Origin of the sequence: Streptomyces sp. CHD11 (assembly GCF_018638295.1) — a bacterium.
Classification (GTDB): domain Bacteria; phylum Actinomycetota; class Actinomycetes; order Streptomycetales; family Streptomycetaceae; genus Streptomyces.
In genome coordinates this window covers 82247-95564 of record NZ_JABTTS010000008.1, presented here as the reverse complement: position 1 = coordinate 95564, position 13318 = coordinate 82247, and the positions used below count along the sequence as shown (strand labels likewise).

The window sequence follows — 13318 nt, the reverse complement described above, 5'->3', positions numbered from 1 at the left end:
GTCCGCCGCCCGGCGGGCCGCCGGGCCGCACTCGGGAGGGTCTGCCGTGACCGCAAGTCTGGGGCAGCTGCGCCGCTGCCACTTCGCCGTCGACCTGGGGGCGGCCCGCACCCGGGTGTTCGTCAAGGGCGTCGGACTCGTCGTCGACCAGCCGTCCGTCGCCGCCGTGAACACCCGTACGGGCGCGCTGATCGCGGTGGGCGAGTTCGCGGAGAAGATGACGGGCCGTACACCGGCCTACATCCGCGTGGTGCGGCCCGTGACCGGGGGCACGGTCGTCGACATCGAGATGGCCCAGCGCATGCTGCGGCAGCTGATCGGTGACCGGACCCGCCGCGCGCTGCGCCGCAAGCCGCGGCTGCGGGCTGCGGCCTGCACCCCGCACGACGCCGATCCGCTCGCCCAGCGCGCCGCGATCGAGACGCTGGTCGGTCTGGGCGCCCGCCGGGTGGAACTGGTCGACACGCTGATCGCGGCGGCCGTGGGCTGCGGCCTCCCGGTGGAGCAGCCCGAGGCCACCATGATCATGGTGTGCGGTGCGGCGACCACCCAGGTGGCCGTGCTCTCGCTGGGGGCGATCGTGCGGGCGGAACGTGTTCCGGTCGGTGGTGAGGCGGTGGACAACGCGATCGTGCAGCACCTGCGCCACCAGCACGAGCTGATGCTGCCGAGCCAGTCCGTACGGCCGTTGCAGCTCACCCTGTCCGGCAACGGGCTCACCCCGCAGGGCCCGGAGTCGACGGAGATCCACGGCCGGGACGTCGCCACCGGCCTCGCCCGTTGCGTGACGGTCGACACGGCCGCCGTGCGGCAGGCCATCCAGACACCCCTCACCGCCGTCCTCGACGGCATCGGCAGGGTGCTGCGGGACTGTCCGCCCGATCTGGTCGCCGACCTCGCCGACCGCGGCATCATGATGGTCGGCGGGAGCGCCCTGCTGCCCGGCCTGGACCAGATGCTGCGTCAGGCGACGGGCATGCCGGTGCACATCGCGGAGCGGCCGGAACTGTGCGCGGTGGAGGGGCTGGGCGCGATGCTCGAGGGCAGGATCGCGCCGATGGTGCTGGACCCGCTGAAGGCCTGAGCCACGCGGGCCCGCCGTCAGCCGGAGAACCAGCAGCGGATCGTGGTGCCCTCGTCGCCGGTGTGCACCCGTACCAGGTCGGCGAGCAGGTTGACCATCAGCAGCCCCCGCCCGCCGCGCTGGTCACGGGAGGCGGGCCGGCGTCCGGCCAGCGGGTCGGTGAAGCGCCCGCGGTCCCGCACCTCGCACAGCACCCGGCCGTCCTCGCCCCAGACCCGCAGGACGCCCGACCCGCCGCCGTGCAGCACACTGTTGGTGGTCAGCTCGGCCGTGGCGAGGGCCAGGTCCTCCAGGGCGACACCGGTGAGGCCGAGCCGCCGCCCCTCGTCGGTGGCGGCGTACCGGGCAGCGGGCAGCGAGTCGTCCGTGAAGGGGAAGGTCATGGCGTCCGCCACCAGGGGCAGCGGTTCGTTGTAGCGGGCGACGGCCGTGTCCGGGGCGTAGCTCCCGCTGGGCCGCCCCCGGCGGGAGCCGCCGGCGATGACGGTGGGGTGGGTGGCACGGGCGTCCTCGACGACGTGCGCGGGCAGCCGCACGGTGTCGTACGGGCAGAGGATGGTCGCCGTGCGGCCCTGGAAGGCCGCGTTGATCAGCGCCTCGTGCTGGACGCAGGCCGGGTACTCGCTCGCCGAGCGGCCCGCCCAGATGGGCTCGCCGATGATCCGCACCCGGTGCCCGGCCGGCCGGGCGTCGGCGAAGGCCCGCAGCACACCGGGGATGATCCGGCCGGGGTTGCGTCCGGCCTCCCTCATGTCCAGGAGCCGGACCCGCTCCGCGTCGGCGCCGAGCGCGTCCCGGATCAGCCGCAGCCGTTCACCGGGCACGGCGACCGCCACGGGTTCGCCGGCCGTCAGTCCCTCGCGGACGAAGGGGACGGTGCCGTCCAGGTACTCCTGGTCGTCCCGGTAGAACAGGGCGGGGTGGACGAAGGGGTCGGAGGCGACTCCCGGGGGCGCGTCCGCGGTACTCCTCATGACTCCGACACCTCGATCGTCGACAGGCCGGGCCAGAAGGTATCCAGCACCCGGCGCAGCGCGGGCGGCGGCCGGCGCAGCACGAGCCGACGTCCGTCGCCGAGCCGCCCCGCGGCGGTGGCGAGCGCGCCGGCGCCCGCGACGTCGACGAACGTCACCTCGGACAGTTCCAGGTAGTACACGTCCTCTCCTTCGCGCACGGCCTGCTCCAGGACACGTTCCCAGAGCTGGTGCGCGGCCAGACCGATCTCTCCGGCCGCGCGGATCCCCCGGCACCCCTCCAGGGGGCGCACCGTCAGGGACGGTCCCGGACCTCCGGGTCCCTGCGGCGTCCGATGCCGACTGCCCAACACCCGTCTCCCCACGTCCCCGGGACCCGCACCTCCCCGGGACCCGCACATCCCCGTCGGTTCCCGGCCATTGCCCGACACGGCGTGTAGTGCGCCGCCAGGTGGGCAGGCGCACCGACAGGGAGCCGGGACCGTGCGCAGCCTACCGCTCCGGTGCCGGTGGCGGCCGGACGCACCCCGGCGCCGCGCCCCGAGTACCGACAAGGCGGTGACATGACCTCCGCGGCATCACGCCCTCTCCCGGGAAGGCAGGACATCTTGGTCATCGGCGGTCGCATGGACGCGGACCGGGCACTCCTCATCCCGCGCGGCGAGCTGGTGCGCGGCAGCGCCAGGACCCTGTCCGAGAAGCTGGACCAGCTGCCCACCGGCACCGCCCGGGTCGATCTGGACATGAGTGGTGTGTACTTCATGGACACGGCGGGGCTGGAGTTCCTGGAGGTGCTGCGCGACCACAGCCGGCGTCGGGCGGTGCCGGTCACGGCCACCCGGTGGAACGGGCAGCCGCGCCGCATCCTCGAGCTGGCCGGCCTCGACACCACGGACCCGCTGCGTTCTCCCGCCCTCGGCGACCCGGCGTCGCCGCTCTCCTCGGCGGTGGCGCGGGAACGGGAGGAGCGGCTGCACGTGCTCCAGGAGGAGGTCGAGCAGCTGCGGCAGGCGATAGCTTCCCGTCCGGTCATCGACCAGGCCCGCGGCATTCTGATGGCGACGTACGGCTGCAGCTCGGACGAGGCCTGGCACATCCTGCGTGAGGCGTCCCAGCTGTCCAACACCAAACTCCGCGACGTCGCGGAGTCCCTCACCTCCTGTGCGGCGGCGGAGGGCACTCCCCCGCCCGAGGAGATACGCACCGCCCTGTCCCGGGCGCTGTCCCGCCGCTCGTCACGGTGAGCCCGGCCCGCCCGGGGTACCCGCCGGACACGACCCCGCGCGATCAGGAGGCGGCACGATGACCGAACACACTCCCTCCCAGGCCGAGGGCGACCGGGACGACGCCGAGTGGACCACCCCCGACATCCCGCACACCACCCCCTCCCAGGCCGAGGGCGAACGCGACCCGGCGGACGCCACCGACCCGTCCGGCGACAACGCGGAGCACGGCTGAGCCGCCGGGGCCCCATCGTCGCGCCGCCGCCTCCCGGTCAGGCCGGGTCGCGCCGGCCGGGCTCCCCTTCCGCCGGCGGACGCACCGGAAGGATCCTTCCGACCCGCTCGGCGGCGTCCGTCCGCCCGGACCATCTCAGGGCGGAAGCGAGCACCTCACCGGACCGGGCCATACGCTCACCGGCCGGGAGACCCGAGCGGGCGGCCTGCGCCGCTCCCTCCGCGGCGCGTCCGGCCGCGGCCTCGTCCCGGCCGATGAGGAGCAGCAGCCGGGCGTGGGCCCACAGTGCCTCGCTGTGCGCCAGCAGGCCGGCGGGTTCCTCCGCCTCGGCGAGCCGGTCGCAGAGGGCGCCGGCCGATTCGACCTGCTCGTCCGCCCGCACGAGGAGACGGGCGAGGTGGCGTCTCAGGTCGTCCGATTCGTGCGGGCTGACGAATTCGAGTACTGAGGTCATCACATCGCCCCAGCCATTGGTGAAGGACACCTCGATGTCGAGGCTCACCTCCGAACTGCCCTGCACGGTGAACACGAACTCGCCCGTGCGCCGCCCTTCGTCCCGCTGCGTCTTCCTGGGCCGCTCGAGCAGGACCACGCGTCCTTCGACGGAGCGCGGACCCCACTCCAGGCACATGGTGCCCTCGACCAGGGGGAGAAGGATCTCCACGTCGAACCGGTAAGGCCGCTTCGCGGCATTCCGCCGCTCCGGAAGGGCGTACTCCAGTGTGTAGCGCCCCTTCGCGTTGTCGAGGAACTCCGCGAGCGACGCCATCACAGCTGCCGGATCAGCCACCAGATGCCCAGTGTCATCGCCGCTCCGATCAAGGCCAGCGCGAGCGTGCGAGTCCTGCCGCCGACGGTGGCCCTGTCCCGGCGCGGTGCCGGGACGGGCGCTTTTTTTAGCCGTTCGACCCCCCGCAGGTTCCCGTCGTGAAGCAGGACGGCCACGTCGTCCGGCAACTCCGACGCCACTCGCCGTACCCCGTCGAGGGTGCCGAGGGCGTGTGTCGTGAAGGCGTATCCGGGGGACGCCCCGTCGGACAGCAGGTGCCGGACCCGCGCGGTGAAGGCCCTGCCGGCTTCCTCGTCGTGGACCGGGCCCGCCCACGAGCCCGTGAGGTCCTCTTCCTCCTCCGGCGCGTCCTGCTCCCCGGCCGCTCGCCGGAGCGCGTCGAGCAGCCGTGACCCGACGGCCCCGGCGTCGCCGTCCGCGCCGGACATCAGGGCGTCGACGAAGTCGGCTTCGAAGGCGGCGTCCAGGGCCTCGCCCAGCCGTCGCCGCTCCGTGTCGTCCAGTCCGCACCGCACCAGCCACATGGCGAGCCGCTGGTCGTGCTGCGCGTCGTCGAGCACCACGGTGTGCCGGACCCGGGTGCCGAGCACGTCGGTGCGCCGCGACGGAATGCCGCTGATCACGAGCCCCGCGCCGCTCTCCCCGTTCCGTCGGACGATCAGTTCCTCGCTCTCCATGAACACCCAGCCCGCCACGGTGTCCCACCACTGCTCGGCCGGGGAGTCGCCGAGGAACGTGTAGTCGTGGCCCCGCAGGGTGCCCCGGGTCATCAGATGGGCGCGCACCGGTCCGCTCACCACTCCTCCACCCGCTCGTCGGCGGACTGTCCGGCGATCCGCTCCAGCACGGTCCTCAACTGCTGCCGGCGCCGCTGTGACTCCGTCATGACCTGCAGACTGCCCCGCCTGGTGTTCCTGTTCTCCAGCGCCTCGCCGGAGACGTAGTACTCCACCGCGCCCCAGAAGCCCTTGCGCTCGGATCTGCGCTCCAGGGCCGCCTCGTGGTCCGCTCTCGCGGCCTCGGATCGCCGCTGCTCCGCGGTCTCCTGTCCGGAGACGACGCACCGGCACAGCTCCCGCATCACGGTGCCGGCCGCCTTGGGCCTGACCTCGGGCGGGATCTCCCGGAACCGGTAGTGGCCGCGGAAGTCCAAAGTGGCGTCGCCGTCGGCGTCGTGCGCGTCGATCCACTCCCCTTCCATCAGGTCCACGCATCCGTAGGTGTCGATGGGGGCGTAGATCACCCGGACACTGCGGTCCTTCGTCTCCTCCTGCACGACGCCGACGATCGTCCTGTACTTCTCCCGGACCAGTTGTCGCAGTCGTGCGCTGTCCCGGCCCTTGCCGCCGTTGTCGTCGAAGTACTTCTCGCACTTCAGCGGGGCGAGTACCAGGACGGCCGGCTCGTCGCGGTGTTCTGGCAGGTTGCGCGCGCGGGCCCATTTGCGTGCCATGGCCTGTACGTCCTCGAAGCCCAGCAGGTCGGCCACCGCTCCGCGCTGCGCCGGGGTCACCGCCTCCATCAGGACGGCCGCCTCCACGGGGACCAGGAGCATGAGACTCTCCGTGATGTGCGCCTCGCACGCGGGCCAGTTCTTCCTGGCCTCGTGCGCCTCGGCACGCCGGACCGGGTCGAGCCACCTGCCGGGATAGTCGAGAATGCTGAAGGGGATGCCGGTCGTGCTGTCCCCGGCGGCCTGGAGGGTCAGGTCGTAGAGGGCCATCGACTGGCTGCCGCCGAGCGAGGCGGCGTCGAACTCACGGGCCTCGACGGCCCGGCGCAGATCCTTGCGGTTCTTGCTGACCCTCCTCTCTGTCGTCTCGTCCATGGCGAGGCTGATGCCGCTGCCCGCGAGCATGCTCTCGGTTTCGGTCAGAATGGCGGTGAGCAGGGTCGTCTTGCCCACCCTGGACGGCCCCACCATCGAGGCCTTGAACGACAGCGTCAACGTCCGTTCCCCCCTGTCGCGACAGCGCGCGTATCCGTGCCGGTGATCAGCTCGCGCAGCTCCGTGACCAGGCGCCGGAGGCTGCGCACCTGGGCGGACGCCGCCTGCGGTCCCCTGTCGCCCCCGGGCCACATACGGTCCTGGAACCCGTCCACCAGGCGTCTGAACTCGGCCTGGGACGACTGCGACCGCACGAAGGCGTCCTCGAACTGCTCGCCGTAGGCGAAGAGTGCCTGAGCCGCCGTCTCCGGTTCGTGGGCCAGCACCGACTGGGCGTCGTAGGCGGCCTGCCGGGCCAGCTGGGTGACCCTTTCCAGCAGCAGTTCGGCTCCCTCCTCCGTCCGTGGCACGGCGAGCAGGGAGGTGGGCCCGGTCTCCCGGGACGGGTCGTCCGGTTCCGGGAGCAGCACACCGAGGGCACGGCGCAGCCGGGGCAGTACCCGGGTGCGGAAGTCGAGTCGTACGTCCAGCGCGAAGTCGAGCGTCCCGGCCAGTTCGGGGCACGGGTCGGGTGCCTCCCGCAGGGCCCTGGCCAGGGCCGGCAGGAGGTCCTGGGGCCGGCCCCGGGCCGCGAAGCCGGCCGCGTCGTCGACGACCAGGGGCAGCCTGGGTCCGAGCGCCGCGGCCAGGCCGGCCCAGTATTCGTCGCGTCGTCGCATGAGGAGGTCGTCCACGGCCGAGAAGCGGCGGGCCATCTCCACGCGTACGCGGTTGAGTTCCGCGGAGGCGAAGGGCAGGGACGCCCGGTCGACGCGGAAGCGTTTGAGTGCCCGTTCCCGCCACGCCTCGGCGCCTTCGCCGAATCCGCTCAGCACCCAGGCGCGGACATGCTGGTGGACCTCGCCGACGCGCTCGAGGAACTCGGTGTCCTCGTAGTCGTCCTCGGCCCGTACGCGCAGGGTGTCGACCCAGGCCTGGACGGAGGCGGCCACCTCTTCGCGCAGTTCCTCGGCGCGGGCGATCGTCTGTTCGGTGGACGTGGGCACCGCCACGGTGCGCAGCGCGGCGGACCAGGCGGCCAGTTCCGCCTCGATGCGGCGTCTGCGGTCCCGGCAGACCTCGACCGCGTCGGCGAAGACCGCCTCGTCCATGCGGGGCAGGGCGGACGCCAGGTGTTCCAGGACCGGCTGGAGCACCTGCTCCCGCACGGTGTCGCGGTCGGCGCCGTCCGCCAGGATCACCCAGTAACCCCGTTCGGCGTCGGGCCCGTTCAGTCGTTCACGCAGGTCGTCGTCGAGTGCCTTGATGTTCTCGGGCAGACAGTCGCCCGTGTTGACCAGGACCAGGGTGAAGTCCCGCATGTCGGCGACGGTGCAGACGCTGCCGATCAGCTGGAGGGCGCGGGCGTCCTCCTCCGCCCACATGGCGTTGGTGTCCGTGGGCCGCTTGACGACCATGACGAAGTCCACATCGTTGCGCAGGCCGTCCAGGTGGTGCGCCTCGGCCTGCGGCACCAGTTCGCCGAGGCCCGGCATGTCCACGAGCCCCAGCGCGGTGACGTCCTCCAGGGGGAAGGGGCAGGTGATGGCCGCGTCCCTGACTGCGAGGTACGGCCGCCGCACGGGCTCGGCCTCCGCGTCCGGGTAGGCCACCCACTCCCTGATGTCCGCCAGGTCCACGGTGCGGGCCTCACCGGTGAGGTGCTGCCGGTAGGAGCCGAGTGCCTCCTGGGCCTCGCGCAGGCGGGCCAGGATCGGCGCCAGCCGGGGCTGGTCGGGCCCGCTCGCGCCGTCGGCGACGCGGGGATAGCGGTAACCCGCGAACTCCGGCACCCCGCGCGGCGTCGGCAGGATGCCGAGCTCCGCGTGATACGGAGCGATCACCTCGTCGATGAACGATGTCTCGGTGTGCATCGTCAGCCGGGCGCCGCGGTCGGTGGCGGAGTGGTAGATGCGGCTGCGGACGGCCGTCACGGGCTGGCCGCGGCCGCTCGGGATCTGCCGGTCGTCGAGCCCGGACAGCGATTGCAGCACCGTGCTCTTGCCGTTGCGGGCGCGCCCGCTCACACCGAGGTTGACGGTGCCCCGGCTCACCCTGCCGCGGACCGTCGCGAGAGCGTCCAGGCAGTCCTGTGCCGCTCGTCGCATCACCGCCGTGTCCAGTGAGTCCAGGACGGCGTGCACCGGGTCCTGCTCCGCGGCCAGGCGCACAGCCGCGGTCGCCTCGCCCAGTTCCGTGACCCGTCGGAGAACGCCGCGCCACCGGTCGATCTCCGCGTCTACCGCGGGTAGGTGCTCGCGTCGCCTGTGCAGCACCGCGTCGAGTCGTTCCCTGATATGGCCCATGGACATACCGCCCCCCCTGCACCCCATGTGCGCGTGTACCTTCCCGGACGGTTCGCGAACAGCGACGACGGCCTGGGGCGCCACCCCCTCCGGGGCGCCCGGTCCGGGAAGGGTCGTCACGTTATCGAGAACCGGCACGGTTTCTCTCGGTTTCATGAATTTCGTCGGCTTGGACACGGTGAGTCCGCTCCCCGGGGCCGGGCGGAGTGGCCGGCCGTGGTGAAGGGGCCGGGATCGTCGGTCCCGGGAACCCCTCAGGAGTCCGGCGTCCCGGCAGCGGGATCCTCGGGTGAGACACCGGCGCAGAAGACCGTCAGTCCGATACGCATCGCCAGCACACCGACAATGGCCGCCTGGACGGGATCGGAGACCACCTGCGAGGCGATGCCGTAGATGGCGCCCGCGTCGACCATGACGTCGGAGCCGTCCTTGCGGTACCTCTGGAGCTTCGGGTGGAGACAGATGCCGCTCCGGATGCGGTCGTACTGGTTCTCGAACCAGTCACGCCCGAAGCCGCGGGCCTCACGCCGGTCGTCGGGCGTCATGCCGGGGCCGGAGCCGAGCAGGCTGAGGCCGAGCTCCTCGTAGAGTTCGGCGTCGGTCATCGCCAGGTACGTGTCGAGCTGAACGGGGTCGGCGGCGGTCATCAGCGGATCTCCTCCATGAGCGCGTACTGGGCGAGGGTGGCGGCACGCAGGGCCGGGTCCAGCCGGCCGGCCGGGTGGGGCACCGCGGGAAGCGTCGTGTGGATCTCGTCGAGCAGTCCCCAGAAGGACAGCGGGAGCGCGGGGTCGGTGATCTCCTCGACCCGGCGCGGCGGCAGGCCCCACAGCCGCAGGCCGTCACCGGTCCGGCCGGCCAGTACGGCTTCGGCGCCGGCCGAGACGGCGGTGCCGTGCCGGGCGTCCCCTTCCCGCAGGGCGGCGACCAGTTCGTGCGGCGCGTGGGACTGGATCTCCGCGTAGCGCGCGAGGTCGTCCCGGTGATCGAGCCAGATGCCCTGGCGCCGCACTCTCGGGTGGTCCAGGACCGGCTGCCACGGCACCGGTGCGGCGCCCGCCCCGAAGTGGGCCGCCCGGTCGGTCAGTCCCATCAGCGTGCTGCCGTACTGCCCGACCAACAGCGCGACATGCGGCGGCAGTGACCGGACGAGCCGGTCCAGCCGTTCGGTGGCCGGCGGGTGGGTGGTGCCGCGGTGGATGAACAGGGCCCGCTCCGAGAAGTGCACCACCACCACCGCCAGGAGCGCACCGAGTCCGGCATGCAGACGGGTCCCCGGGCCATGGCGGCGCCACGCGTGCAGGACCGTGCGCAGAGCCAGTTCGTCGGCCTCGGTCTCCCACCCGGGATCTCCGGCGCACGAGGAGACTCCGGGGGCGGCCGTACCGTGCCCGAGCAGGACGTGTGCGTACTCGTGGGCGACCACGAAGCGCAGGCAGTGCGTCAGGTACCAGTCCGCGTCGGTCTGCTGGCGGTCGGTGAGCACCGGGAACGGCGTCACGGGCCCTCCCAGGACCCGCTGGTGCAGCGCGCTGAACCGCAGTGACGCGGCGAGCAGGTCCTCGTCCAGGCCGCTTTCGTCCCGGAAGTACCGGCGGAAGACGCTGCGCGCGGTGGCCAGAGCCGACTCCTTGGTTCTGGCGTCCGCCAGATGCTGTGCGTACAGCATCGCGAAGGCGACGAGAGAGTCGGAGACCAGGGCGAGGGCCGAACCGTCCTCGTATCCCCGCGCGGTGGCGCTGATCGCCTGCCGGGCCACGGGGCAGACCTCCAGGTTCTCCGGCGCGGCACGGTCGTGTCCGAGTTCTGCCAGGGCGACCGCCACGACCTCGCCGACGGCGTCGCAGTTCTCCTCCGCCGGGTCGCCGCCGTGCTCGTCCCACGCCTCGATCGCGGCGGCGACGCTCTCGGCGTGGACGTGGTGCCCGTGGGACCGCAGGGTGCCGAGGAACCTGGCAAGCGCGTCGCGCCGGCTGTACCGGATGCGGGCGCGCGCCGCCTGACTGTTCCTCCGCACCGGGTCGCCGCCGGGTTCGGGTGCAGCGGTCATCCGAGCGGTCATCCGAGCCTCCCCCGCCGGACGGGCGGCTCTCCCCCGGCCGCCCGACCGAATCGTTCCCCGTTGTCATCCCATTGGCGGCATACCGGCAAACCTGCCGCGGGCACGTTCCGTGCCCGTGCGGTGCCGATGCGGTGAGGAAACGCGCGGTGAGGAAACGTTCCATCTCCGCGGGACGCCCTGCGGGCTCCAGGAAGCCCGGATCTTGGGCCGAGGGGGTGAGCGGAGGGCGCCGGTCTCGCGTGGCAGCTTCCGTTCCGGCGTTTCACGGCTAGAAACGATTCTGCGTACCACTGAGGATGGTGGGGCGGGTGGGACTCGAACCCACGGCCGACGGATTATGAGTCCGCTGCTCTAACCGGCTGAGCTACCGCCCCATAGCGGCGTGTCGCGTACATGTGTGCGCGCCGTCTGCCGCAGCATAGCCGCTCATACGATCTCCTGCCTCGGATGGTCGGCTGCGCTACGGCCCTCGTGACCATGGAGACTTCGCCGAGCCCCGCACGGTTCCCCCGGACATGAAAAAGGACCCCTGCGGGGTCCTCGTTCGGCGAGCTCCCCCGACTGGACTCGAACCAGTAACCTGCCGGTTAACAGCCGGCTGCTCTGCCAATTGAGCTACAGGGGACTGAGCTCCTCCGACTGGACTCGAACCAGTAACCTGCCGGTTAACAGCCGGCTGCTCTGCCAATTGAGCTACGGAGGAATGCCTCGTTGCATCGAACGCACCTACCTGGGTATCCGCCAGGGGGCGCGCGCTCGCTGCGACACATACATTAGCGCAAGCAGGGGGGTGCTCCGCCAATCGGTACTCCCCGGCGCTGTCGCCGTACCGGATACCTGTGCAGATCTGAACAACGGGAAGGGTGACCGCCATGCGATACCGGCTCACGTTCGTCGCCGGAGCCGCCCTGGGTTACGTGCTGGGCACGAAAGCCGGGCGGGAGCGTTATGAGCAGCTGAGGAGGTCCGCGCAGCAGCTCACACAGAACCCCGCGGTCCGCAACACCGCGGAGACCGCGGGCCGGCAGAGCCGCGAGTTCGCGGACAAGGCCTACCAGGCGGTGAGTCACAAGGTCGGCGACCGCATGCCCGACTCGGTCGCCCAGCGGGTCTCCGCCCTCCGTGAGCGCTCGGCCCACGGCCCGGCGGAGGACGACTGGGGCACCAGCAACACATAGAAGCGGTACCGCGGCCTCACTCCAACGGCGCCCGCGCCGACATCCCGGAGGGGGAGTGCGGCAAAATTGCCGCATGGGGATAGTCGCCGGGTTGGACAGTGCGCCCGATTTCACTCGTATCGTCGTCTGCGACGCGGACACCGGAGCCGTGGTCAGGCAGGGCTATGCCCCGCATCGGGCGCAGGGTCCGGACGGCGGCGGCCGTCATTCCGACATCGACCCGCAGGCCTGGCTGCTGTCCCTGGGCGAGGCCGCGGGCGGTGGGCTGCTGGAGGGCGTGCAGGCGATCGGTGTGTCCGCCCAGGCGAACGCGCTGGTGCCGCTGGACTCGCAGGGCAACACCGTGCGGCCCGCGATGACCGGCGGGGACAAACGCGCCCAGGTCGCCGCGGCCGATCTGATCGACGCGCTCGGCGGCCGCGAGGCCTGGGCGCAGGCCGTCGGCAGTGTGCCGACGGCCGCGCAGTCGGTGACCAAGCTGCGCTGGATGGCCCGCAGCGAACCGGAGAACGCCGCGCGCACCGCCGTACTGCTGCAGGCACACGACTGGCTGGTGTGGCAGTTGCTCGGCCGCCCGGTACGGCGCACCACCGACCGGGGCGGCGCGTCCGGCACCGGCTACTGGGCGGCTGCCACCGGCGGTTACCGGACCGACCTGGTGGAGATGGCCCTCGGCCACCAGGCGATGCTGCCCGAGGTCATCGGCCCGTCGGACGCGGCCGGTGCGACGCCGGAGGGGCTGCTGATCTCCGCCGGGACGGGCGAGACGATGGCGGCGGCGTTCGGGCTCGGGATCGGGCTCGGCGACGCCGTGGTGTCCCTCGGCGCCTCCGGATCCGTGATGGCCGTGCACCCCGAGGCGCTCGTCGACCAGTACGGAATGATGACCTCGCTGGCCGACGCGACCGGCATGCACCTGCCCGTCGTCACCACCCTCAACGCCGTACGCGCCCTGCGGGGGACCGCGGAGCTGCTGGGCCTGCCCGATCTGGAGAGCCTGTCCGAGCTGGCGATGAAGTCGACGCCGGGTTCGCACGGGCTGGTGCTGCTCCCCTATCTGGAAGGTGAGCGCACCCCGAACCTGCCGCACACCGCCGGGACGCTGGCGGGGCTGCGCCGCGAGTCGATGAAGGCGGAGCACCTGGCGCGGGCCGCGTTCGAGGGGATGCTGTGCGGACTCGCGGACGCGCTGGACGTGCTGCGCGGCCGGGGCGTGGAGGTGCGGCGGGTCTTCCTGCTGGGCCAGGCCGCCGAACTCCCCGCCGTGCAGTCGGCGGCTCCGGCGCTGTTCGGGGCGCAGGTGGTGGTGCCGCAGCCGGCGGACTACGCGGCGATCGGCGCCGCGCGGCAGGCGGCGTGGGCGCTCGGGGTGTCGCAGGGCACCCTCGATCCGCGCACCCCGCCCGTCTGGCAGGGCCCCGTGGCCCAGGTCCTGGACCCCGGCGAGGACCTGGCAGTGGGTCAGGCGGTGCGCCAGCAGTACGTGACGGTACGGGAACAGACCCACCCGGGGGCGTTCCGGTCCTAGCGGGCGGGGCC

Annotated in this window: 13 protein-coding genes and 3 tRNA genes; 5 read left to right on the top strand and 11 right to left on the bottom strand. The window is 72.4% G+C overall.

The genetic code is table 11. The features are described 5' to 3' along the window. Positions 1–46 precede the first annotated feature (46 nt). Positions 47–1084: a rod shape-determining protein gene (locus HTV45_RS10255; RefSeq protein WP_215205368.1), complete on the top strand. Its 1038-nt coding sequence runs from the start codon at positions 47–49 to the stop codon at positions 1082–1084. Positions 1085–1101: 17 nt separating this feature from the next. Here HTV45_RS10255 and HTV45_RS10250 read toward each other — a convergent pair whose 3' ends face one another. After that, positions 1102–2058, bottom strand: a complete 957-nt coding sequence (locus HTV45_RS10250; protein WP_215205367.1) for an anti-sigma factor RsbA family regulatory protein — start codon at positions 2056–2058, stop codon at positions 1102–1104. Further along, a complete protein-coding gene (locus HTV45_RS10245) occupies positions 2055–2357 on the bottom strand; it encodes an STAS domain-containing protein (RefSeq protein ID WP_251691883.1) in 303 nt (100 codons plus the stop codon). Before HTV45_RS10245 ends, HTV45_RS10250 begins: the two co-directional genes overlap by 4 nt. A gap of 327 nt (positions 2358–2684) precedes the next feature. Here HTV45_RS10245 and HTV45_RS10240 point away from each other — a divergent pair, with 327 nt between their 5' ends. Together HTV45_RS10240 and HTV45_RS10235 are read left to right on the top strand one after the other, a co-directional pair. Continuing rightward, positions 2685–3302, top strand: coding sequence for an ANTAR domain-containing response regulator (locus HTV45_RS10240; protein ID WP_251691860.1), 618 nt, complete (start codon positions 2685–2687; stop codon positions 3300–3302). Between the two features lie 58 nt (positions 3303–3360). Continuing rightward, a complete protein-coding gene (locus tag HTV45_RS10235) occupies positions 3361–3516 on the top strand; it encodes a hypothetical protein (RefSeq protein WP_215205365.1) in 156 nt (51 codons plus the stop codon). A 37-nt stretch (positions 3517–3553) separates the two neighbouring features. On the opposite strand, the gene HTV45_RS10230 is transcribed toward HTV45_RS10235, so the two are convergent. From HTV45_RS10230 to HTV45_RS10190, 9 genes are all read right to left on the bottom strand, one after another. Further along, entirely contained in the window at positions 3554–4306 is a 753-nt protein-coding gene (locus HTV45_RS10230; RefSeq protein WP_215205364.1) for a hypothetical protein, read from the bottom strand. Next, positions 4285–5103 (bottom strand): hypothetical protein, encoded by an 819-nt coding sequence (locus HTV45_RS10225; protein WP_215205363.1) that lies wholly within the window; start codon positions 5101–5103, stop codon positions 4285–4287. The genes HTV45_RS10230 and HTV45_RS10225 overlap by 22 nt, the downstream gene beginning before the upstream one ends. Next, a complete protein-coding gene (locus HTV45_RS10220) occupies positions 5100–6254 on the bottom strand; it encodes a hypothetical protein (RefSeq protein WP_215205362.1) in 1155 nt (384 codons plus the stop codon). The genes HTV45_RS10225 and HTV45_RS10220 overlap by 4 nt, the downstream gene beginning before the upstream one ends. Then, positions 6251–8545 carry a hypothetical protein gene (locus HTV45_RS10215; protein ID WP_215205361.1) on the bottom strand — a complete coding sequence of 765 codons (2295 nt, stop codon included), beginning with the start codon at positions 8543–8545 and terminating at the stop codon, positions 6251–6253. The genes HTV45_RS10220 and HTV45_RS10215 overlap by 4 nt, the downstream gene beginning before the upstream one ends. 248 nt (positions 8546–8793) lie before the next feature. Then, positions 8794–9186 (bottom strand): hypothetical protein, encoded by a 393-nt coding sequence (locus HTV45_RS10210; protein WP_215205360.1) that lies wholly within the window; start codon positions 9184–9186, stop codon positions 8794–8796. Then, on the bottom strand, positions 9186–10589 hold the full coding sequence (locus HTV45_RS10205) for a hypothetical protein (RefSeq protein WP_215205359.1): 1404 nt from the start codon (positions 10587–10589) through the stop codon (positions 9186–9188). Before HTV45_RS10205 ends, HTV45_RS10210 begins: the two co-directional genes overlap by 1 nt. 309 nt (positions 10590–10898) lie before the next feature. After that, positions 10899–10975, bottom strand: a tRNA-Ile gene (locus HTV45_RS10200). A gap of 178 nt (positions 10976–11153) precedes the next feature. Further along, positions 11154–11226 (bottom strand) — tRNA-Asn (locus HTV45_RS10195). 5 nt (positions 11227–11231) lie between these two features. Then, positions 11232–11304: transfer RNA gene (locus HTV45_RS10190), tRNA-Asn, on the bottom strand. Between the two features lie 169 nt (positions 11305–11473). Here HTV45_RS10190 and HTV45_RS10185 point away from each other — a divergent pair. Together HTV45_RS10185 and HTV45_RS10180 are read left to right on the top strand one after the other, a co-directional pair. Beyond that, positions 11474–11779 carry a YtxH domain-containing protein gene (locus HTV45_RS10185; protein WP_215205453.1) on the top strand — a complete coding sequence of 102 codons (306 nt, stop codon included), beginning with the start codon at positions 11474–11476 and terminating at the stop codon, positions 11777–11779. A gap of 73 nt (positions 11780–11852) precedes the next feature. Next, entirely contained in the window at positions 11853–13307 is a 1455-nt protein-coding gene (locus tag HTV45_RS10180; RefSeq protein ID WP_215205358.1) for an FGGY family carbohydrate kinase, read from the top strand. The last annotated feature ends 11 nt before the right edge of the window (positions 13308–13318 follow it).